The organism is Solibacillus daqui (genome assembly GCF_028747805.1).
GTDB classification, from domain to species: Bacteria; Bacillota; Bacilli; order Bacillales_A; family Planococcaceae; genus Solibacillus; species Solibacillus daqui.
This window is the reverse complement of the sequence record NZ_CP114887.1, coordinates 3406665-3427284: the sequence shown is the minus strand read 5'-3', so window position 1 is coordinate 3427284 and position 20620 is coordinate 3406665. Positions and strand designations below refer to the sequence as shown.

The 20620-nt window shown below is 40.3% G+C and carries 18 protein-coding genes, 16 tRNA genes and 2 rRNA genes; 27 read left to right on the top strand and 9 right to left on the bottom strand.

Translation table 11 applies throughout. The annotated features are described in order from the left end of the window. The first annotated feature begins 140 nt into the window (after nucleotides 1–140). The 20 genes from O7776_RS16870 (at nucleotide 141) to O7776_RS16775 (ending at nucleotide 7050) form a co-directional block, all read left to right on the top strand. A 23S ribosomal RNA gene (locus O7776_RS16870) occupies nucleotides 141–3069 on the top strand. Between the two features lie 114 nt (nucleotides 3070–3183). Continuing rightward, a 5S ribosomal RNA gene (gene rrf, locus O7776_RS16865) occupies nucleotides 3184–3299 on the top strand. A gap of 14 nt (nucleotides 3300–3313) precedes the next feature. Then, nucleotides 3314–3389, top strand: a tRNA-Asn gene (locus O7776_RS16860). Nucleotides 3390–3399: 10 nt separating this feature from the next. Then, nucleotides 3400–3491: transfer RNA gene (locus O7776_RS16855), tRNA-Ser, on the top strand. A gap of 15 nt (nucleotides 3492–3506) precedes the next feature. Next, nucleotides 3507–3581 (top strand) — tRNA-Glu (locus O7776_RS16850). 27 nt (nucleotides 3582–3608) lie between these two features. Next, nucleotides 3609–3684: transfer RNA gene (locus O7776_RS16845), tRNA-Val, on the top strand. A gap of 21 nt (nucleotides 3685–3705) precedes the next feature. Further along, nucleotides 3706–3780: transfer RNA gene (locus O7776_RS16840), tRNA-Met, on the top strand. Nucleotides 3781–3783: 3 nt separating this feature from the next. Then, nucleotides 3784–3859: transfer RNA gene (locus O7776_RS16835), tRNA-Asp, on the top strand. A 23-nt stretch (nucleotides 3860–3882) separates the two neighbouring features. Continuing rightward, nucleotides 3883–3958, top strand: a tRNA-Phe gene (locus O7776_RS16830). Between the two features lie 7 nt (nucleotides 3959–3965). Next, nucleotides 3966–4041: transfer RNA gene (locus O7776_RS16825), tRNA-Thr, on the top strand. A gap of 6 nt (nucleotides 4042–4047) precedes the next feature. Then, nucleotides 4048–4131: transfer RNA gene (locus O7776_RS16820), tRNA-Tyr, on the top strand. Nucleotides 4132–4140: 9 nt separating this feature from the next. Then, nucleotides 4141–4214 (top strand) — tRNA-Trp (locus tag O7776_RS16815). A 26-nt stretch (nucleotides 4215–4240) separates the two neighbouring features. Then, nucleotides 4241–4316, top strand: a tRNA-His gene (locus O7776_RS16810). Nucleotides 4317–4354: 38 nt separating this feature from the next. Continuing rightward, nucleotides 4355–4430, top strand: a tRNA-His gene (locus O7776_RS16805). 27 nt (nucleotides 4431–4457) lie between these two features. After that, nucleotides 4458–4532 (top strand) — tRNA-Gln (locus tag O7776_RS16800). A gap of 7 nt (nucleotides 4533–4539) precedes the next feature. After that, a tRNA-Gly gene (locus O7776_RS16795) sits at nucleotides 4540–4614 on the top strand. A gap of 7 nt (nucleotides 4615–4621) precedes the next feature. After that, a tRNA-Cys gene (locus O7776_RS16790) sits at nucleotides 4622–4695 on the top strand. Between the two features lie 49 nt (nucleotides 4696–4744). Then, nucleotides 4745–4826: transfer RNA gene (locus O7776_RS16785), tRNA-Leu, on the top strand. A gap of 295 nt (nucleotides 4827–5121) precedes the next feature. Continuing rightward, the gene (nagB, locus tag O7776_RS16780) at nucleotides 5122–5835 is read left to right on the top strand and encodes a glucosamine-6-phosphate deaminase (RefSeq protein ID WP_420802188.1); all 714 of its coding nucleotides are present in this window, start codon (nucleotides 5122–5124) and stop codon (nucleotides 5833–5835) included. A gap of 303 nt (nucleotides 5836–6138) precedes the next feature. Then, the gene (locus tag O7776_RS16775; protein ID WP_274308102.1) at nucleotides 6139–7050 is read left to right on the top strand and encodes a S66 peptidase family protein; all 912 of its coding nucleotides are present in this window, start codon (nucleotides 6139–6141) and stop codon (nucleotides 7048–7050) included. A 257-nt stretch (nucleotides 7051–7307) separates the two neighbouring features. Here the strand turns inward: O7776_RS16775 and O7776_RS16770 are convergent, their stop codons facing one another. Together O7776_RS16770 and O7776_RS16765 are read right to left on the bottom strand one after the other, a co-directional pair. Then, nucleotides 7308–7817, bottom strand: a complete 510-nt coding sequence (locus tag O7776_RS16770; RefSeq protein WP_274308101.1) for a hypothetical protein — start codon at nucleotides 7815–7817, stop codon at nucleotides 7308–7310. A gap of 13 nt (nucleotides 7818–7830) precedes the next feature. Next, a complete protein-coding gene (locus O7776_RS16765) occupies nucleotides 7831–8520 on the bottom strand; it encodes a B3/B4 domain-containing protein (protein WP_274308100.1) in 690 nt (229 codons plus the stop codon). 92 nt (nucleotides 8521–8612) lie between these two features. Between O7776_RS16765 and queG the strand changes: the two genes are divergently transcribed. Continuing rightward, entirely contained in the window at nucleotides 8613–9743 is a 1131-nt protein-coding gene (gene queG, locus O7776_RS16760) for a tRNA epoxyqueuosine(34) reductase QueG (protein ID WP_274308099.1), read from the top strand. Nucleotides 9744–9763: 20 nt separating this feature from the next. Further along, on the top strand, nucleotides 9764–10237 hold the full coding sequence (gene trmL, locus O7776_RS16755; protein WP_274308098.1) for a tRNA (uridine(34)/cytosine(34)/5-carboxymethylaminomethyluridine(34)-2'-O)-methyltransferase TrmL: 474 nt from the start codon (nucleotides 9764–9766) through the stop codon (nucleotides 10235–10237). 181 nt (nucleotides 10238–10418) lie between these two features. On the opposite strand, the gene O7776_RS16750 is transcribed toward trmL, so the two are convergent. Together O7776_RS16750 and O7776_RS16745 are read right to left on the bottom strand one after the other, a co-directional pair. Next, nucleotides 10419–11186, bottom strand: coding sequence for a sporulation protein (locus O7776_RS16750; RefSeq protein WP_274308097.1), 768 nt, complete (start codon nucleotides 11184–11186; stop codon nucleotides 10419–10421). A 104-nt stretch (nucleotides 11187–11290) separates the two neighbouring features. Beyond that, nucleotides 11291–12178: a VOC family protein gene (locus O7776_RS16745; protein WP_274308096.1), complete on the bottom strand. Its 888-nt coding sequence runs from the start codon at nucleotides 12176–12178 to the stop codon at nucleotides 11291–11293. Between the two features lie 380 nt (nucleotides 12179–12558). On the opposite strand from O7776_RS16745, the gene O7776_RS16740 reads away from it, so the two are divergent. Continuing rightward, on the top strand, nucleotides 12559–12720 hold the full coding sequence (locus O7776_RS16740) for a multidrug ABC transporter ATPase (protein ID WP_274308095.1): 162 nt from the start codon (nucleotides 12559–12561) through the stop codon (nucleotides 12718–12720). Nucleotides 12721–12776: 56 nt separating this feature from the next. Here O7776_RS16740 and O7776_RS16735 read toward each other — a convergent pair whose 3' ends face one another. Beyond that, entirely contained in the window at nucleotides 12777–14393 is a 1617-nt protein-coding gene (locus tag O7776_RS16735; RefSeq protein ID WP_274308094.1) for a long-chain fatty acid--CoA ligase, read from the bottom strand. Between the two features lie 231 nt (nucleotides 14394–14624). On the opposite strand from O7776_RS16735, the gene O7776_RS16730 reads away from it, so the two are divergent. Further along, nucleotides 14625–15455, top strand: a complete 831-nt coding sequence (locus tag O7776_RS16730; protein ID WP_274308093.1) for an aldo/keto reductase — start codon at nucleotides 14625–14627, stop codon at nucleotides 15453–15455. A gap of 32 nt (nucleotides 15456–15487) precedes the next feature. After that, nucleotides 15488–16039 carry an acyl dehydratase gene (locus tag O7776_RS16725; protein WP_274308092.1) on the top strand — a complete coding sequence of 184 codons (552 nt, stop codon included), beginning with the start codon at nucleotides 15488–15490 and terminating at the stop codon, nucleotides 16037–16039. 50 nt (nucleotides 16040–16089) lie between these two features. Here the strand turns inward: O7776_RS16725 and O7776_RS16720 are convergent, their stop codons facing one another. Further along, entirely contained in the window at nucleotides 16090–16302 is a 213-nt protein-coding gene (locus O7776_RS16720) for a hypothetical protein (protein WP_274308091.1), read from the bottom strand. 117 nt (nucleotides 16303–16419) lie between these two features. Here O7776_RS16720 and O7776_RS16715 point away from each other — a divergent pair, with 117 nt between their 5' ends. Further along, nucleotides 16420–16776 (top strand): hypothetical protein, encoded by a 357-nt coding sequence (locus O7776_RS16715; protein ID WP_274308090.1) that lies wholly within the window; start codon nucleotides 16420–16422, stop codon nucleotides 16774–16776. Nucleotides 16777–16822: 46 nt separating this feature from the next. Here the strand turns inward: O7776_RS16715 and O7776_RS16710 are convergent, their stop codons facing one another. Genes O7776_RS16710 through O7776_RS16700 form a run of 3 tightly spaced genes read right to left on the bottom strand, consistent with a single transcriptional unit; the run spans nucleotide 16823 to nucleotide 18609 of the window. Next, nucleotides 16823–17656, bottom strand: a complete 834-nt coding sequence (locus tag O7776_RS16710; RefSeq protein WP_274308089.1) for an RluA family pseudouridine synthase — start codon at nucleotides 17654–17656, stop codon at nucleotides 16823–16825. A 55-nt stretch (nucleotides 17657–17711) separates the two neighbouring features. Beyond that, on the bottom strand, nucleotides 17712–18182 hold the full coding sequence (locus O7776_RS16705) for a thioredoxin family protein (RefSeq protein ID WP_274308088.1): 471 nt from the start codon (nucleotides 18180–18182) through the stop codon (nucleotides 17712–17714). Between the two features lies 1 nt (nucleotide 18183). Continuing rightward, complete coding sequence (locus tag O7776_RS16700; protein WP_274308087.1) at nucleotides 18184–18609, bottom strand: disulfide oxidoreductase; 426 nt, start codon at nucleotides 18607–18609, stop codon at nucleotides 18184–18186. Nucleotides 18610–18784: 175 nt separating this feature from the next. Between O7776_RS16700 and O7776_RS16695 the strand changes: the two genes are divergently transcribed. Beyond that, a complete protein-coding gene (locus O7776_RS16695) occupies nucleotides 18785–20326 on the top strand; it encodes a carbon-nitrogen hydrolase family protein (RefSeq protein WP_274308086.1) in 1542 nt (513 codons plus the stop codon). Nucleotides 20327–20620: the final 294 nt, after the last annotated feature.

Below are 20620 nucleotides of genomic sequence, written 5' to 3'. Positions count from 1 at the left end.
GTCACGATGTGATGGAAGTTCGCTGTCTTGTTCTTTGAAAACTGGATAAAACGACATTGATAAGTAATAAACAAACATAGATCAAGTAATTGATCGTGCAATATCCTTAAAATCTTACTTTTTAAGTAAGTTTAACTTTTGGTTAAGTTAATAAGGGCGCACGGTGGATGCCTTGGCACTAGGAGTCGATGAAGGACGGCACTAACACCGATATGCCTCGGGGAGCTGTAAGTAAGCTTTGATCCGGGGATTTCCGAATGGGGGAACCCACTATCTTTAATCGGATAGTATCTACACGTGAATACATAACGTGATGAGGACAGACGCAGGGAACTGAAACATCTAAGTACCTGCAGGAACAGAAAGAAAATTCGATTCCCTGAGTAGCGGCGAGCGAAACGGGAAGAGCCCAAACCAAAGAGCTTGCTCTTTGGGGTTGTAGGACACTCTATACGGAGTTACAAAAGATTGGATTAGACGAAGCGACTTGGAAAGGTCCGCGAAACAAGGTAAAAGCCCTGTAGTCAAAAGTTCAGTCCCTCCAGAGTGGATCCTGAGTACGGCGGAACACGTGAAATTCCGTCGGAATCCGGGAGGACCATCTCCCAAGGCTAAATACTACCTAGTGACCGATAGTGAACCAGTACCGTGAGGGAAAGGTGAAAAGCACCCCGGAAGGGGAGTGAAATAGATCCTGAAACCGTGTGCCTACAAGTAGTTAGAGCCCGTTAATGGGTGATAGCGTGCCTTTTGTAGAATGAACCGGCGAGTTACGATTACGTGCGAGGTTAAGTTGATAAGACGGAGCCGCAGCGAAAGCGAGTCTGAATAGGGCGAATTAGTACGTGGTCGTAGACCCGAAACCAGGTGATCTACCCATGTCCAGGATGAAGGTGAGGTAACACTTACTGGAGGTCCGAACCCACGCACGTTGAAAAGTGCGGGGATGAGGTGTGGGTAGCGGAGAAATTCCAATCGAACTTGGAGATAGCTGGTTCTCTCCGAAATAGCTTTAGGGCTAGCCTCGTGATTGAGAATACCGGAGGTAGAGCACTGTTTGGACTAGGGGGCATCTCGCTTTACCGAATTCAGACAAACTCCGAATGCCGGATATTTATACACGGGAGTCAGACTGCGAGTGATAAGATCCGTAGTCAAAAGGGAAACAGCCCAGACCACCAGCTAAGGTCCCAAAGTAATCGTTAAGTGGAAAAGGATGTGGCGTTGCTTAGACAACCAGGATGTTGGCTTAGAAGCAGCCATCATTTAAAGAGTGCGTAATAGCTCACTGGTCGAGTGACGCTGCGCCGAAAATGTATCGGGGCTAAACGATTCACCGAAGCTGTGGATGCATACCGTTGGTATGCGTGGTAGGAGAGCGTTCTAAGGGCGTTGAAGTCAGACCGGAAGGACTGGTGGAGCGCTTAGAAGTGAGAATGCCGGTATGAGTAGCGAAACATGGGTGAGAATCCCATGCACCGTATGACTAAGGTTTCCTGAGGAAGGCTCGTCCGCTCAGGGTTAGTCGGGACCTAAGCCGAGGCCGATAGGCGTAGGCGATGGATAACAGGTTGATATTCCTGTACTACCTCCCCACCGTTTGAGAAATGGGGGGACGCAGTAGGGTAGGGTAAGCAGAGCGTTGGTTGTCTCTGTTCAAGCAGTAAGGTGTGTGCGTAGGCAAATCCGCGTACTTTAACATTGAGCTGTGATGACGACTCCGTATGGAGGAAGTTCCTGATCTCACACTGCCAAGAAAAGCCTCTATCGAGGTGGGAGGTACCCGTACCGCAAACCGACACAGGTAGTCGAGGAGAGAATCCTAAGGTGTGCGAGAGAACTCTCGTTAAGGAACTCGGCAAAATGACCCCGTAACTTCGGGAGAAGGGGTGCTCTGGTAGGGTGTATAGCCCGAGAGAGCCGCAGTGAATAGGCCCAGGCGACTGTTTAGCAAAAACACAGGTCTCTGCAAAACCGTAAGGTGACGTATAGGGGCTGACGCCTGCCCGGTGCTGGAAGGTTAAGAGGAGTGGTTAGCGCAAGCGAAGCTGCGAATTGAAGCCCCAGTAAACGGCGGCCGTAACTATAACGGTCCTAAGGTAGCGAAATTCCTTGTCGGGTAAGTTCCGACCCGCACGAAAGGCGTAACGATCTGGGCACTGTCTCAACGAGAGACTCGGTGAAATTATAGTACCTGTGAAGATGCAGGTTACCCGCGACAGGACGGAAAGACCCCGTGGAGCTTTACTGTAGCTTGATATTGAATTTTGGTACAACTTGTACAGGATAGGTAGGAGCCAGAGATCTCGGAGCGCCAGCTTCGAAGGAGGCGTCGGTGGGATACTACCCTGGTTGTATTGAACTTCTAACCCATGCCCCTTAGCGGGGTAGGAGACAGTGTCAGGCGGACAGTTTGACTGGGGCGGTCGCCTCCTAAAAGGTAACGGAGGCGCCCAAAGGTTCCCTCAGAATGGTTGGAAATCATTCGTAGAGTGTAAAGGCATAAGGGAGCTTGACTGCGAGACCTACAAGTCGAGCAGGGTCGAAAGACGGGCTTAGTGATCCGGTGGTTCCGCATGGAAGGGCCATCGCTCAACGGATAAAAGCTACCCCGGGGATAACAGGCTTATCTCCCCCAAGAGTCCACATCGACGGGGAGGTTTGGCACCTCGATGTCGGCTCATCGCATCCTGGGGCTGTAGTCGGTCCCAAGGGTTGGGCTGTTCGCCCATTAAAGCGGTACGCGAGCTGGGTTCAGAACGTCGTGAGACAGTTCGGTCCCTATCCGTCGTGGGCGTAGGAAATTTGAGAGGAGCTGTCCTTAGTACGAGAGGACCGGGATGGACACACCGCTGGTGTACCAGTTGTCTTGCCAAAGGCATCGCTGGGTAGCTATGTGTGGACGGGATAAGTGCTGAAAGCATCTAAGCATGAAGCCCCCCTCAAGATGAGATTTCCCATTACGCAAGTAAGTAAGACCCCTGAAAGACGATCAGGTAGATAGGTTCGAGGTGGAAGTGTGGCGACACATGTAGCTGACGAATACTAATCGGTCGAGGACTTAACCACATGTTTACGAAAATCAATGAAACGTTTATCCAGTTTTGAAAGAATAAAAAAATATAATAATACTTGACGAAATAAGTTAATTAAAGTATAATAATAAATGTCTTTCAAAATTAGTCTAGTGATGATGGCAAAGAGGTCACACCTGTTCCCATACCGAACACAGAAGTTAAGCTCTTTAGCGCCGATGGTAGTTGGGGGTTTCCCCCTGTGAGAGTAGGACGTCGCTAGGCTAACATATAATTATTCCGAAGTAGCTCAGTTGGTAGAGCATCCGGCTGTTAACCGGCAGGTCGCAGGTTCGAGTCCTGCCTTCGGAGCCATCTAAATCTTGGAGAGTTGTCCGAGTGGCCGAAGGAGCACGATTGGAAATCGTGTATGCGGGTAACACTGCATCAAGGGTTCAAATCCCTTACTCTCCGCCAGGCAAACTTTTAAATGGCCCGTTGGTCAAGTGGTTAAGACACCGCCCTTTCACGGCGGTAACACGGGTTCGAATCCCGTACGGGTCACCATTAATTATATTTCATTATATCCAGCATGGAGGATTAGCTCAGCTGGGAGAGCACCTGCCTTACAAGCAGGGGGTCGGCGGTTCGAGCCCGTCATCCTCCACCATTAAAAATAATACAGTATTATCGCGGGGTGGAGCAGTGGTAGCTCGTCGGGCTCATAACCCGAAGGTCACAGGTTCAAGTCCTGTCCCCGCAACCAAAAGGTCCCGTGGTGTAGCGGTTAACATGCCTGCCTGTCACGCAGGAGATCGCCGGTTCGATCCCGGTCGGGACCGCCATTTTTAACAAATAATACATATATGGGTTTGTAGCTCAGTTGGTAGAGCATTAGATTGAAGCTCTAAGTGTCGGCGGTTCGATTCCGTCCAAACCCACCATATTTTTGCCGGTGTAGCTCAGTTGGTAGAGCAACTGACTTGTAATCAGTAGGTCGAGGGTTCGACTCCTTTCGCCGGCACCATTACCTGGAGGGGTAGCGAAGTGGCTAAACGCGGCGGACTGTAAATCCGCTCCTTAGGGTTCGGCGGTTCGAATCCGTCCCCCTCCACCATCTCTTTTTAGGGGCATAGTTTAAAGGTAGAACTACGGTCTCCAAAACCGTCAGTGTGGGTTCGATTCCTACTGCCCCTGCCAATTTACAAAAACAAAATACGATAGTGGCGGTTGTGGCGAAGTGGTTAACGCACCTGATTGTGGTTCAGGCATTCGTGGGTTCGATTCCCATCAGTCGCCCCATTTATTTTTTGTTTTATTATATTCTATTTTTTATTATGGCGGTTGTGGCGAAGTGGTTAACGCACCTGATTGTGGTTCAGGCATTCGTGGGTTCGATTCCCATCAGTCGCCCCATTATTATTAAATTGAAATTTCCTTTATTGGGGTATAGCCAAGCGGTAAGGCAACGGATTTTGATTCCGTCATGCCCTGGTTCGAATCCAGGTTCCCCAGCCATTCGTTTGCGGAAGTAGTTCAGTGGTAGAACACCACCTTGCCAAGGTGGGGGTCGCGAGTTCGAACCTCGTCTTCCGCTCCATAAATATGGCGGCATAGCCAAGTGGTAAGGCACAGGTCTGCAACACCTTTATCACCGGTTCAAATCCGGTTGCCGCCTCCATATTTTTAATGAAATCGGTTAATCCGGTTTTTTTTATATCCATTTTCTTGCCGATATGGCGGAATTGGCAGACGCGCCGGACTCAAAATCCGGTTCCGTGAGGAGTGTCGGTTCGACCCCGACTATCGGTATACTATTAATAAGGTTAACTGTCATAAACCTTATTAAAACAAGGCTTTCAACGATTAGTTGAGGGTCTTTTTTTATGAAAAAAATAATAAAGTTAAAATAGATAATGTGTTTATAAATAAATGTGGTTAATAAACAAAATAATAGGGTTATTAAAAGGAAATTTGTCGATTTATTATATAGCATATAATAAAATTTTTAGATAAAATTAACATGATGATGTTAAGAAATAAGATGGAGATATTAAAAATTACGCTCTAAAGGGAGAAGGTATAGATGATGACTACAGTATCGAATATAAATTGGATTGAAGCTGCAGATTATGATGAATTGAGTAAAATTGCAGCCAAAATTTTTAAAGAAGAGTTACAGAAACACCCTGAAATGGTGCTAGGTTTGGCAACGGGTGGGACGCCAGAAGGATTTTATAAAGAACTTGTTGAGGCATATAAAGCAGGCGAAATTTCATTTGAAAAGGCACAATCATTTAATTTAGATGAATATGTAGGCATTAATGCAGCAAATGAAGCAAGCTATCACTATTATATGGATCAGCAGCTCTTTAACCATGTGGATATGAAGACTGATAATATTCATTTACCAGAAGGTGATACAAATGACTTACAAACTGCTGCAACGCAATATGATGCGAAGATTGAGGCAGTGGGTGGAATTGATATTCAGCTTTTAGGTATTGGTGTTAACGGCCATATAGGATTTAATGAACCAGGTACTTCGTTTGATTTAGGAACAAATGTAGTAGAACTTACAGAGTCAACGCGTGAAGCAAATAAAATATACTTTAATTCGATTGAAGAAGTACCAACTCATGCAATTACAATGGGGATTCAAACGATTTTAAATGCGAAAAAAGTGGTACTCTTAATATCAGGTACATCAAAGCAAGAAGCAATAAATCGTTTACGTAGCGGTGTAATTACAGAGGATTTCCCAGCAAGTGCATTGCATAACCATTCAAATGTAACGGTAATTTATACTGACGTAAAATAGTAAAAGGGGTGCAGTATCCGATGCTGCACCTCTTTTTTTGAAAGTAAATAGTTTATAGAGGTAAAGACATCAACTTACGCTCATATTATGCGTGTCGTTTTTATATTAGAAATAAAAACGCCTGTGATGACCGCAATACCACCAGTTATTTGTGAAAGTAGTAGGTGTTCATCTAAAAATAGTATTGCAAAAATCGATGAAAATACGGGAATAAAATTTAAATAAATGCCGAGTAGCCTGGTAATGCGCTTTACATAAAACGCTATGATACAATAACGACAGTAGCAAAAGGAGGTCAAACAAATGAAAATTCGACCAGCAAGATTACAGCAAGGGGATACAGTAGGGGTAGTTAATTTAAGTAGTCCACTTACACAAGAAACATTAGGAGAAAAGCTAGCATTTTTAGACCAGCTTGGATTACGTTATAAATTAGGAAATACGATTCAAAGCTTTGAGGGCTATTTAGCAGGAACTGATGAAGAGCGTGTCGCTGACTTCCATGCGATGGTACAAGATCCAGAAGTAAAGGCAATTTTTTTAGCTAAGGGTGGCTATGGAATTCCACGTGTGATTGATAAAATTAGTTATCCATTATTAGAGGACAATCCTAAAATTATTTGGGGCTTTTCGGATATTACGGCATTACATACACAAGTAAATGAATTCTCTAATTTAGTAACATTCCATGGACCGATGTTATCCAGTCCACAAGGAGCACTAGATGAGCTATCACAGAAAATGTTCCAACAGTTATTCCAACCGATTGAAATTCAGTATACAGAAAGCATTGCCCCCCTTATGACAGTAATTCCAGGCGTGGTGCGAGGGGAGCTTGTTGGCGGTAATTTAAATCGCTTAGTCGGTACATTAGGTACGAAATTTGAAATCAATGTAAGCAATAAAATTGTCCTGTTTGAAGATATTGGTGAAAAGATTGAGCAAATTGACCATATGATGAATCAATTACGTTTAGCGCGTAAGCTAGAGCAGGCTGCAGGATTTGTAATTGGGGATTTCAATATGCCGGATGACACATCTAGTTATGAGGATGTAATTGAGATGATTACGGGCTATTTAAAGCCTTTTAATAAACCAACAGTTGCAGGCTTTAAAATCGGGCATTGTACGCCAAATGTTGCAATTCCATTGGGTGTGGATGCAATATTAAATGCGGATGAAAAGACACTAAGCATTTTGCCGGGCGTCGAATAAAGATACTACGCGCTTAAAGTGTCTTAGTATAGATCAAATAGCAAAGACCCTCTATTCACCAAAAGTGAGTAGAGGGTCTTTTAATAACGAGCAAAAATCAAGTAATTCGCTGATTGTTGTTAGCTTTGACAATGGTTGGTCATGAGTTAAAGGTAACAAAGTAACAGGTAAGGGTTGATTGGTTTAGACTAAGTTAAATTTGCATTTGCAAATGGGTCGCTCGTTATTACCTAGTTTGGAGTCTCACCGCCCTAGGATTAGTAATAATTTGAATCATCAAATGCAATTGCCACTTGATAATTTTTCGCGTTAATTGCGTTCGATAAACGATGTGCTTGTTTTTCAAGTTCGTTGGAACGGTTTAAATAGTCAAGTGGCTCATAAAGTGCGATACGGTATAGCATTGTTTCTCCGACTGAATGATAATACGATTCTTTATCTTCCATGCCGAGCTTTTTACAAAATGCTGCTTCAGCGCGCAATTGGTTTGCTAATTCAATGGCTTCAACAATCGGCATTTCTTCATCGTTAAAAACGATGGTATTGTCGATGTTTGCACGATAGATGAGTGCATCAAGCTTGCGTGAGTCGTAGCGTAGTTGTTTTAAATCGGTTTCTAGTTTTTCAAGTGTAAGCGCAGGTTGCTTTGGTTCCTCGCCTTTTTCGATTACTACATGTGTTACTTGATGTACCGCGACTGTCAGTTCTTGAATCTTCTTTGTAATGATACTTTTTAATTTTACGGATTCTGCTAAATTAATACTCAAATCTAAACACTCCTTAAAATTGAATTGTAGGGTTGTCCTTTGTTAGTATTGCTATCGTGTAATCGCCGCCATTAATTTGCGTAAACATATTGCCAGCACTTGTTAATAGCTGCTCTGCTTGTTCTACTTGTAGAGATGGCTGTAAATAATAGATTTGTAGTGCGTCCGTTGTGTCTTCTGTAACAGCGGTGCGTTTTGAGTCAACAAATGGGCTACCGAATGCACCGAGCGCATCTTGTGAATATAAAATATTTGCAAGTGCGTTAAAGCGACCGTTTAAGCCTTCGTAACCTGTGTTTTCATCACCAAGCGAGATTTCGATATCACCTTCAATAGTGCTTGTATCATAAATACCTATCGGAAGCTCGTATTGTAGCGAGAAGAAATTATTTAAGTCGACTGCCGAGTGAAACGGTGTTAGATAATTTTGCTTTGAGATTCTACGCATCAGACTTTCGGCAGAATGACGGTAACGATTAGGGTCAGCACCGAATGTTTTCCAAAGTTGGCGCCATTCTTTAATACCTGCACGTTCTGTTACCGGTGACTCCTGCAATTCAAAAAATAAATTTTCTTGGTAAAGTTGTGTACGGCCTTTAATCATTTGAGGAGATTCTGCCACGGTAATTTTGCTATAATGGATAAGGCCGATTTTTAATTGCTCGGCTTTGGAAAAGATTGTTTCGTTAATTGAAATTTTCATATGTTATCACCTATCTATTATTGTAATGGATTGAATTAAGAATTACTAAAATTTGCTATAGCTATTTGGAAGAAATGAAAGGGGCTGGGGAAATGAATGTGACACAGCTTCAGGCGCAACTTATTGAATATGCACAATCAATCGGAGTTGATAAAATTGGCTTTACAACAGCAGCACCGTTTCATGAACTAAAAAATCGTTTGCGCCGTCAGCAACAATTAGGGTTTCAATCTGGTTTTGAAGAATCCGACATCGAATTACGTACCGAGCCATTACGGTTATTAGATGAAGCCGAAAGTATAATTGCAATTGCGTTAGCTTATCCATCACGTATGGAAAATGCACCACAAGGAAAAAAAGGGGAGCGCCGTGGTATTTTTTGTCGCGCTTCGTGGGGAATTGACTATCACACAGCTGTTCGGGAACGTTTACAGTTAATCGAAGCGTGGTTAATAGAGCATGTGCCGAATGTAAAGACCAAATCAATGGTTGATACAGGGGAGCTTGTAGATCGTGCTGTTGCAGAACGCGCGGGTATCGGCTGGGTCGGAAAAAACTGTTCGATCATTACGCCAGAATTTGGCTCATATGTTTATTTGGGTGAAGTGATGACGAATATTCCATTTGCACCGACTACGCCAATTGAGGATGAATGCGGGGACTGTAATTTATGTATAGATGTTTGTCCTACGGGTGCAATTGTAGCACCGGGACAGCTAAATTCGCAGCGTTGCATTGCCTTTTTAACGCAAACGAAAGGCTTTTTACCAGATGAATTCCGTGCCAAAATAGGCAATCGTTTATATGGCTGTGATACATGCCAAACTGTATGTCCAAAAAATAAAGGGAAACTCAATTGGATACATGACGAATTTACACCAGATCCTGAAATTGCTAAGCCGTTATTGCGACCACTACTGACAATTTCAAATAAACAGTTTAAAGCGAAGTTTGGCCATGTATCGGGCTCATGGCGTGGTAAAAAGCCGATTCAGCGTAATGCGATATTAGCACTAGCCCATTTTAAAGAAGAAAGTGCAATGCCAGATTTAATCGACTTGTTACAAAAAGACGAACGCCCTGTCATTCGTGGTACGGCTGCATGGACAATCGGTAAAATCGGTGCAGCAAATGCCGAAAAAGTACTGATGAAAGCACTCGAAGTAGAAAAAGACGAGGAAGTGCTAGCCGAAATTCAAAAAGGACTAGCGTTGTTACAATAAGTAAGAAAGAAGGATAAAAAGTGCCAAACCATATTGTTTTATATCAACCAGAAATTCCAGCAAACACAGGAAATATTGCCCGTACATGTGCTGGTACGAACACGTCACTCCATTTAATCCGTCCGTTAGGCTTTTCAACAGACGATAAAATGTTAAAACGTGCAGGACTAGATTATTGGGAGCATGTAAATGTCGTATACCACGATTCAATAGAAGATTTTATTGAATATAGTAAAAACGGTGATGTGTATTTAATCGAAACGTATAGTGACGAACCGTATACAACACATGATTTTAGCGATACAACGCGCGATATTTATTTCATGTTTGGTCGCGAAACGACAGGCTTACCGAAAGATTTTGCACAAGAGCGTGCGCAAATGTGCTTACGTATACCACAAAGCGATCATGTACGTTCATTAAATTTATCGAATACAGCAGCTATTGTTATTTATGAAGCATTACGTCAGCAAAATTATCCGGGATTAAAATAAGTAAAAAAGGAAGGTGCACAGATTGTATACGTGCACCTTCCATTTATTTGAATCAATTATGCCTCGGCGTAATTGTGTCTGGATTCGGCTTTGCGCTAACGCAAAAAACTCCTTACCGAATCCGTGTCATCCTCCAGAGGCGTTAATTTTTTCAGCAGGTGTCCCAGCACTCGCTGAAAAATTAACGCATTTTACTTTCAATGGCATCGGCTAATTTAGCTTGAATATTATCGTTTTCGAAAATCGTTAAACGAATAAAGCTCTCATCCATATTAAACGCCTCAGATAAAAAGCCACCAAGTCCACGTGCGCGTCGATCTACCTGTATTAAAATTTCGACAGAACGCTCCGATTGCTCTAAAAATACAATTTCTAATTCATCTAGATACCGGCGATACGTATTGTTCGTTGTTTGGAATTCAAATTCTTGTACAATTTTTGTCCGATTACGTAAGTATGAAGGAGCTTGCTCTGTATCTACTTTACGTAAACGGAAACCAAGATTTTGAACTGCAGATAAAACAGCACTTGCTAAACGCGTTGGCTGAATATCTAGAAAGTCTTTATCGCTTGGATCAATGGCATTTTTAATATCCAAGCCCGTATGAATCCATACACGTGAATGACCCGTTGTGACTGGTACAATCGAAGGTAAATCCATTGAAAATGGAATTTCACGTTTTTCATTTGCTTGAATTGTGAAAGGCTCGTTAATTTTAATGCTTTGTAATGCAGCTTGATCATTGACTTTTTTATCATCAATTTCACGAATGAAGTTTGAGTAGAGCGTTAAATAAATAGCATCGATTTGCTGTTCAGTATTGCCACCGACAATTTCTACAACACCAGTAACCATTTCGTTAATTGTGTAACTTGATTTGTGTAATTTTGTATCAACCGTAGCCGCCCCAATTCCAACACTTGCTAATACTTTATTAAATAGTGACAATACAATTCCCCCAATTTATTATTTTATATACTTTATACGAATTAAATAAAATTAAGTTTCAAAAGGGCGGAAGAAAATTTTTATTTTTCTTCCGCCCTGTTATATTAGTTCCCTTCGATTGTGAACACGATGCGTAACCCATTTGGATCGACTGTTGAAAAGGCTTGTTCGCCTCCGAATTTAGGTGCTGCTTCAAATTGTTCTACTAAATAGCCATTGTCGAGCAAGCTTTGTTTAACTGTTTCAGCATATGCTACATCTTTTAGTACAACGGTAAACGATTTTAATCCAACCATATCTTCCGTTGGTGCGTGGCCGTTGTTGCTATTCCACGTATTTAAGCCGAAGTGGTGGTGATATTTACCTGTTGAAATGAATAAGGCTTGTGCGCCATATCGTGTCACGACATTATAATCTAATACATTTGCATAAAATTGCTCTGATTTTTCAATGCTTGCAACGGATAAATGCACATGTCCCATGACAGTGCCAGTTGGTAAGCCATCCCATTTGCCATCAGCTGCCGCTAAAATTGGTTGGAAGTTAAGTTGTTCTGTAACCATATGCACTTGTTCGCCATCGAACCAAGTCCATTCAGATTCGTCACGGTCGATGTAAATCTCGATACCATTACCGTCAGGATCATTTAAATATAATGCCTCTGAAACATCATGATCTGCAGCCCCGATTCTTATATTTAAGTTAACAAAATGTTGGACGATGTTTCCTAAATCCTTGCGAGAGGGTAATAGTAATGCAAAGTGGTAAAGCCCAGTGAAGCCACGTTGTAGTGGAGATGCATTTGGAACTTCCACAAGTGATACTAAGCTTGTTTGACCATCAGTTGTTAAAAAAGCTTCCGTTTCTGTTTGTTTTAGAACTTTAAAGCCAATAATAGTTGTATAGTATTCGATTGAACGTGCTAAATTTGAAACCTTTAATTGAACATGAGATGAATACAAATTTGGTTTTTTATGAAAATGTTTAGCCATTGTCTAATTGCCCCTTTATATCGATTGTAATTTATAAGTAACTTACTTTATGTAACTAATATAAATTGCCACCGTAAAGATGTCAAGCAAAAAAAGACAATTGTGTTTAAAAACACAATTGTCTTTTAGTGAAAGCTAGCTAAAATTAGTTTTTAGTTTTAGCGAATGGTTTGTTATCGCTATCGTAACCAGCTGTGAACATAGCTGTTAAGAATGATACACAAACACCAAGAATTAAAATTAATTTCATGGAAGTGTCCTCCTCATGTTTTAATTGTCTCTTTTTTCAGTATAGCACAAAAAATGGATGTGAATACTTAATATTATGACAGAAATGGTTCTAATTTGGGAAAAGTTTAATGGGATAGGAGGAATAATTAATGAAAAAACGAGAAGAAATCGTCAATGGGAATATGGCTAATTCAATGGAGGAGCTAGCCCTACTAGGCAAGCAAATGGAAAATATGCGTGATGAGCAACAGCTAGAAGAAACCAATCGAATTGCAGACCCACAACAATTTGATAATGAAGAAACCGAATAAGCAATATAAGAAGTCCGTTATCATTTTTGATAGCGGACTTCTTTAGTCAGTGCTTATTAAGTTGTTTGAATTTCGTAGTGTTTTAAATCTTCACGTAATTTGGCTTTTAAAAATTTACCAACAGATGTTTTTGGAATTTCATTTAAAAAGACAACATCGTCTGGAATCCACCATTTTGCGACCTCTTGTTCAATAAATGAGAGAAGTTCGTCTTTTGTAGCGCTAGCGTCTTCTTTTAAGACAACACAAGCTAGTGGACGCTCTTGCCATTTTGGATGAGGCACAGCGATAACAGCTGCTTCGAATACAGCAGGGTGTGACATCAGTGCATTTTCTAAATCTACGGAAGAAATCCACTCACCACCAGATTTAATTAAGTCTTTTGTTCGATCGGTTATTTTAATATAGCCCTCTTTTGTTAATATAGCGATATCACCTGTGTACAGCCAACCGTCACGGAATGCTTCATTTGTACGCTCATCTTGATAATAGCTAGACGCTATCCATGGACCACGTACTCTTAGTTCACCCATCGTTTCACCGTCCCATGGAACAGGACCGTTTTCGTTTACAACTTCGGTTTCAATTAACGACACGGTTAAGCCTTGTGTAACACGCATATCTAACAACTCATCGGCACTATAGTTGTCCATTTCAGAAGTTGGATGCGACATGCTGACAAGTGGTGAAGTTTCGGTCATACCATAAGCGTTGACATAAGGTACACCAAGTTTTTCGTTGTACGCTTGAATTAAACCTTTAGGTGATGCAGAACCACCTGAAATAACTAATCGAATTGATGACAGATCACGAGGATGCTTTTCCTGCTCAGCAAGAACACCAAGCCAAATTGTAGGAACACCAGCTGTAATCGTCACTTTTTCTTGTTCAATTAAATCTAAAATAATGCCTGGTGTTACCATCGGACCTGGTAACACAATGTTTGAGCCAAAGTTAAGTGCTGCAAATGGGAAGCCCCATGCATTTACATGGAACATTGGCACAATTGGTAACGAGACATCACGCTCTGTTAAAGCAAATGATTCGGCAAGACCTAGCGCCAAACTATGGAGGACGATGCTACGATGTGTATAAACAACACCTTTTGGCATGCCGGTTGTCGCAGATGTGTAGCACATACCAGCTTGTAAATTTTCGTCTAAGTCATCTGGAAATACAAAGTTTTCATCAGCTTGCTCTAGTAATTGCTCGTAGCTATGCACATTTGGGAATGATGATACAGGTGCTGCCAAGTCATCACTCATGACGATAATATGCTTGACCGTTTTTAAATGGCCGAGTGCAGGTTCGACTAATGGGAACAGGTCGCCATCAATTAATAGAATTTCGTCCTGCGCGTGATTAATAATATAAATAATATGGTCGGGTGCTAAGCGTATATTAATTGTGTGTAAAATTGCACCACTACACGGAACCGCAAAGTACGCTTCTAAGTGGCGATGATGATTCCATGCGAATGTACCGACTTTTGTGCCGCGCGTCATACCGAGCTTCGCTAAAGCATCTGCTAGACGATGTGTGCGTTTTACGTAATCCTTGAAAGTAATGCGATGTGTAGTCGTAGGGCTTGTACGTGAAATGATTTGCTTGTTTGGAAAGTAACGTGCTGCGCGCTTTAAAAATCCTGTCAAAACTAACTGTGTATCCATCATAGTTATCAGCTCCTAAACGAAAATAATAATTTTACGTAGAACTCTAGTTGAAAGAATTTTCTGTAAATAGAATTATACTAGACAATATGTTTTCTATCTACAAAAACAATGGTAATTTCAAGAATTTTGAAACTATTTCAAGTTATATCCGTAAATCAGATAATAAAATATGGTAATTAACTAATCTGAATAATGCTATAATAGATTGAAATTAAAACCGAGGTGATTCATATGAATTTACAATCAACAAAAACATTAGCAAATGGCGTTGAAATGCCTAGACTTGGCCTAGGGGTATATAAAATGACAGATCGTGATGAAACATTGCAAGCCATTACTACAGCTTTAGATTTAGGTTATCGCGCAATCGATACAGCTGCACTGTATTACAATGAGGAAGAAGTAGGGGAAGCCATTCGCAATTCATCTGTTGCGCGTGGAGATATTTTTGTCACAACTAAAGTATGGAATTCTGACCAAGGTTATGACAATACACTAAGAGCGTTTGAAACTTCATTAAAAAAATTAGATATGGATTATGTTGATTTGTATTTAACACACTGGCCAGTAGAAGATAAATTTGTGGATACGTATCGTGCAATCGAGCGTCTATATGATGAAAAATTAATTCGGGCAACTGGTGTATCCAATCACCATGAGCATCACTTACAACAACTATTAGTAAACTGTAACGTCGCACCAATGGTTAACCAAGTAGAATTACAGCCTTATTTAAATCAAGCGGAATTACACGCATTTTGTAAGGAACACAATATTGGAGTTACTGCGTGGTCACCACTTGGTCGAGGACAAATATTAAGTGACGATACAATAGTACGTATTGCAAATGAATATGGTGTTTCACCAGCACAAGTAATCATTCGTTGGCATCTACAAAATGATATTATAGTCATTCCAAAGTCAGTAACGCCATCACGAATTAAGGAAAACAATGAAGTATTCCACTTCGAATTAACTGAAGTGACAATGCAGGAAATTAATTCCTTGAATCGTAATGAACGCTTCGGACAAAATCCAGATAATTTTAAGTTTGATTTTTAACATTTAAATTCGTTTTAATTGGGGGATGGATGATGTTTAAAAATTTTTCACCAGGGTTATTTTTTGCGATGGCCGCGGTTACTACTGTAATCATTGCACCAGTTGTCATGTTATTTCAACCAATTTTTCAAAACTTCTTTTTCGGGATGCAACATGATCAAGATGTATTTTTACTAAATCCCATTAATTTACGCCTTGTCATAGCGGCCTGTCTAGTATTTGGTGCCATGTTTGCTTTATTAGCGTATAAACGTACAAAAGTATATTATAGTATTGGCCTATTATTACTTGTAACTGGCGGAAGCACAGCGTACTTTTCGACGCAAAATTATCTAAAAATTAATAGTGAACAAATTGAGCGCAATTTTTTGTGGATGAACGATAAGTATGAATGGACGGAGCTTTCGGAAGTGTATTATGAATATGTCGTAGGAGCGAATAAAGGCGAAGTAAAGTTGATTGCCAAGTCGGGAGATTCGTTTGTTATTAAAGAGAAAGAACTAAATTCACATGCGAAAAGTTATATTTATCGATATTCAATTCAAAACAGCATACCATATATAGAGCGTGAGAAGGTTGATTAAAATATAGGGGACGAGAAAATGCATGATGCTATTTCACGTCCCTTATTTTCTTACATATCCTTTACAACAATATCCTCATTTAAAAATGGGTGTGAAAAACCTAATTGGATTGCGTGTAAGGCATATGTGCCAGCTGCTGATTCTCGTGCGCCATAGAGTGTATCGCCAACAATTGGGGGATGGATGATGTTTAAAAATTTTTCACCAGGGTTATTTTTTGCGATGGCTGCCATTACCATTTTGATTTTTACGCCATATATCATGTTATTACAACCGATATTTCAAAGTTTTTTTTCGTAAAGCCAGAAGATCAAGATGTATTTCTAATAAATCCAATTACCTTACGTCTTATTATAGGAGCCAGCCTCGTTTTTGGGGCGATGTTTGGCTTATTAGCGTATAAGCGTACAAAAGTAATTTATGGAATTAGTCTTTTGTTACTTGTAATTGGTGGCAGTACGGCCTATTATTCGACGCAAAACTATTTGAAAATTAGTAACGAGCAAATTGAGCGCAATTTTTTATGGTTGAACGATCAGTATGAATGGACAGAGCTTTCGGAAGTGTACTATGAATATGTCGTAGGAGATAACAAGGGCGAAGTGAAGATAATTGCCAATTCTGGTAATTCGTTTGTCATTAAAGAAAAAGAATTAAACTCGCAAGCAATAAGCTATATTTATCATTACTCAATTCAAAACGGCATACCGTATGTAGAGCGTGAAAAACTAGATTAGAAAAAGAGACAAGTAAAGGCATTATGCTTTTCTTGTCTCTTTTTTCTTACTGATCTTTTACAACAACATCCTCATTTAAAAATGGATGGTTAAAAGCAAGTTGAATGGCGTGTAGCGCGTATGTGCCAACTGCTGTTTCGCGTGCACCGTATAATGTATCGCCAACAATTGGGTGACCAATATGCGCCATATGTACGCGAATTTGGTGTGTGCGACCTGTTTCTAGTACAACGTGAACAACACATGTTCCTTTGTAGCGGTTTACAACTTCATAATGTGTAACAGCGTTTTGTCCATTCGGTGCAACTACACGGCGAGTATTATGATGGCGGTCTTTGCCAATGGCTGCTTTAATAGTGCCATTATCTGTACGAATATTTCCTTGTACTTCGGCTGCATATGTTCTGATGATTGACTTTTCTTCAATCATTCGGTCGAAAATAGATTTGGCAATTGGATGTTTCGCTACAAGTAATAGGCCGTTTGTTCCTTGATCTAAACGGTGTACATGCTCTGCGTAATGCCCACCATTATCAACGATGTGACGCATGACATGGTTCATACAAGTATCTTGGTCGGTTGGCTCGTTTGGATGTGTTGCCATTCCTTTAGGCTTTGAAACGATTAAACAATGCTCGTCCTCGTATCGAATGATGACATCACAAGTTTGCGTTGGGATGTAGTTAGAGGCTGGTATTTCAAAGTTAAATTCGATTTTCGTTCCTTTATCAAATGGTTCCTTCCACATGATTGGCTCACCATTGATTGTTACAGCCTTTGCCATACGTAGTTCGTGAACAAGTTTTTTTCCTAAGCGCCATTTGATGCGCAGTAAATCTTCTACAGTTTGCCTGTTTTCATTTATTGTATATGTGAACATGTTTTCCTCCAAATGAAAAATCGTGCTTTTAATAAGCACGATTTTGAATGTCTTCTTATTTTAACACAATATCGTTAAAGAATTGACGCGTTGTTTCATTTGGCGCATCGCCTTCAACACGTGCTACTTCTTCACCATTTTCGAAATAAATCATTGTTGGTGTTGCAGTGATATTGTATGTGTTCCAAGCATCTTGGTATTCTAATACGTTTAATTGGTCAATTTGAATGTTTAGTTCTTCAGCAATTGGCATCATTTTCGGTGTGTAGTTTTTACAGTGAGAACACTCTGGGCTAAAGAAATAACCAACAACACCTTCACCTGAAGCGATTTTGTCTGCTAATGCATCCGGTAGAATGATGTTTTGATAGTTTTTATCACCTAATAAATCGATTGTAGATTGTCTTAATTCATTTGTACCGTATGGATTATCTTTAAGTTTGTCAGCATTTTTCATGTTTGTTAGGACGATAATCCCAGCAAATAATAAGACTACGACTGCGCCAACAATTGCAAGTTTCTTCATGTTATTTCTCCTCCTTCAAAACTTTTAACATATAAAAACTAGTTGCGGCAATAATAACGAAAGCCGTTAATGCTAAAAATGGAATCGTAATAAACCCTAGCCAGTTAATATATTCTCCGGTACATGGTACACGACCACATGCAGGTGCTGAATCTTGTAAAAAATCAAGCTTTTGTAAGCTGTAATGGTAAAGAGATGTTGCCGCCCCAATACAAGAAAATACAGCCGTTGTTAATGCAATTTTTGCATTTTTTTGAATGTAAGCAATGGTGCCAATAAGGACGATTGGATACATGATGATGCGTTGGTACCAGCAAAGGGTACATGGTTCGTAGCCTCGTATTTCAGAAAAATACAATGATCCAAGTGTCGCTGTTAATGACACGACCCAAATCATAAGCAAGGCATTTTCAAGTTTTTTTGACATCGTATTTACCTCGGAAATCAGAATTTAACCTGCATTGATTATAGTTTGAATTCGAGAAAAAATCAATTATATGGAAATGTAAATTAAAAAGCATAATAAAATTGCTAGAAATGAAATTGTTATGTTTTAAAAATGTTATAAAAAGGAAAAGTTTGATGATAAGGGAGGAATTTAGATGACTGATGCTTTAGACATTTCGAAATTTGAAAAACCAATGATTATTCGTAATATGACAACAGAGGATATTGAAGCAATTTTAGAAATTCAGCGCTTATCGTTTCCTGGCATGGAACCATGGGAACGTGCGCATTTATATAGTCACTTAACGATTTTTCCGGAAGGGCAAATCGTAGCAGAATTGGACGGCAAGGTAATTGGTTCTTGTTCGAGTTTACGAATCAACTTTGATGAATACGATGACCGACATACGTGGAATGATATTACCGATAATGGCTTTATCACGAATCATGATCCAAATGGCTATAATTTGTACGGCATTGAAGTGATGGTCCACCCAAAGTATCGGCGTATGAAGGTAGGCCATCGTTTATACGAAGCACGAAAAGATTTAGCACGTTCATTTAATTTGAAATCAATTATTATCGGGGGACGGATTCCGAATTTTCATGTGCATTCAGAGGAAATGAGTCCTCGTGATTATGTGGACGCGGTTAGCCGCCATAAAATTTATGATCCAGTGTTAACGTTTCAAATGATGAATGGTTTTATTTTGATGCGTATTAATCCGAATTATTTATCGGACGATATTGCTTCAGGGAAGTATGCAACTTTAATGGAATGGAATAATGTTGATTATCGTCCGCATTCGAAACGCCATTTTAAAACGAGCTATCCTGTACGTATTTGTGTCGTACAATACATGATGCGTGCAATTGATTCGTTTGAAGATTTTGCTAAGCAATGTGAGTATTTTGTGGACGTTGGCTCAGATGCAGGTTCGGACTTTGTTGTATTTCCGGAAATTTTTACAACACAGCTGATGAGCTTTTTAAATGAAAAGTCTCCTTCACAGGCAGTGCGTAAATTAACGAAATATACACCGGAATATATGGAGTTGTTTACGAGCTTAGCGGTTCGATACAACGTGAACATTATTGGCGGCTCACATTTTGTAGAGGAAGAGGACGAAGAAATCTATAATATTGCGTATTTATTTAGACGTGATGGAACGATTGAAAAGCAGTATAAGGTGCATATTACGCCAAATGAACGTAAATGGTGGGGTATAAGCAGTGGTGATAAAGTAGAAGTGTTCGATACGGATTGTGGTAAAATTGCGATTCAAATTTGTTATGATATTGAATTTCCAGAGCTTGCACGAATTGCAACGGATATGGGGGCCAATATTATTTTCACACCATTTTGTACCGAGGACCGTCAGGGCTATTTACGCGTGCGTTATTGTGCACAGGCCCGCGCAGTGGAAAATCAAATTTACACCGTTATTTCGGGAACGGTTGGTAACTTACCGGAAACGGAAAACATGGATATTCAGTATGCTCAGTCTGGTATTTTTGCGCCAAGTGATTTTGAATTTGCGCGCGATGGCATTGTAGGTGAAACAAGTCCGAATTTAGAGATGGTACTCATTGGTGATGTTGATTTGGAAATCCTGCGTCGTCAGCGCCAAGACGGAACGGTGAAACACTTAAAAGATCGTCGCCATGATGTGTACCGTGTCGATTATTTGAAATAATAAACGATGGGAAATTCTGCTATTGTAAGGTGGCAGAATTTTTTTTTCGTAATTGAACGAAAGCGAACATAAAAATGTCTAATACATAAAGGGGGAGAAGTATGGAGGAGCAGCTATTAATAAAAAGCGCAATTGCCGGAAATGAACAGGAAATTATTGAACTTTTACAATGTTATGAAGATGGTTTTTAAGGGAGTGTCCCAGAAATACTTCTAGGACACTCCCTTTTCATTCAAAAGTATGAGGGAGATTGCGATGCTAGGCGTTTGCTTGCGTGATATGATAATAGAAAGC

Excerpts from the sequence above, each read along its gene's own strand:
- O7776_RS16695 (WP_274308086.1), top strand. The coding sequence starts at position 18,785 with ATGACTGATGCTTTAGACATTTCGAAATTTGAAAAACCAATGATTATT.
- O7776_RS16730 (WP_274308093.1), top strand. The coding sequence starts at position 14,625 with ATGAATTTACAATCAACAAAAACATTAGCAAATGGCGTTGAAATGCCT.
- O7776_RS16715 (WP_274308090.1), top strand. The coding sequence starts at position 16,420 with ATGTTTGGCTTATTAGCGTATAAGCGTACAAAAGTAATTTATGGAATT.
- O7776_RS16735 (WP_274308094.1), bottom strand. The coding sequence starts at position 14,393 with ATGATGGATACACAGTTAGTTTTGACAGGATTTTTAAAGCGCGCAGCA.
- O7776_RS16710 (WP_274308089.1), bottom strand. The coding sequence starts at position 17,656 with ATGTTCACATATACAATAAATGAAAACAGGCAAACTGTAGAAGATTTA.
- O7776_RS16700 (WP_274308087.1), bottom strand. The coding sequence starts at position 18,609 with ATGTCAAAAAAACTTGAAAATGCCTTGCTTATGATTTGGGTCGTGTCA.
- O7776_RS16705 (WP_274308088.1), bottom strand. The coding sequence starts at position 18,182 with ATGAAGAAACTTGCAATTGTTGGCGCAGTCGTAGTCTTATTATTTGCT.
- O7776_RS16725 (WP_274308092.1), top strand. The coding sequence starts at position 15,488 with ATGTTTAAAAATTTTTCACCAGGGTTATTTTTTGCGATGGCCGCGGTT.
- queG (WP_274308099.1), top strand. The coding sequence starts at position 8,613 with ATGAATGTGACACAGCTTCAGGCGCAACTTATTGAATATGCACAATCA.
- O7776_RS16765 (WP_274308100.1), bottom strand. The coding sequence starts at position 8,520 with ATGAAAATTTCAATTAACGAAACAATCTTTTCCAAAGCCGAGCAATTA.
- O7776_RS16720 (WP_274308091.1), bottom strand. The coding sequence starts at position 16,302 with ATGATATATGGCGTAAAAATCAAAATGGTAATGGCAGCCATCGCAAAA.
- O7776_RS16775 (WP_274308102.1), top strand. The coding sequence starts at position 6,139 with ATGAAAATTCGACCAGCAAGATTACAGCAAGGGGATACAGTAGGGGTA.
- O7776_RS16740 (WP_274308095.1), top strand. The coding sequence starts at position 12,559 with ATGAAAAAACGAGAAGAAATCGTCAATGGGAATATGGCTAATTCAATG.
- O7776_RS16745 (WP_274308096.1), bottom strand. The coding sequence starts at position 12,178 with ATGGCTAAACATTTTCATAAAAAACCAAATTTGTATTCATCTCATGTT.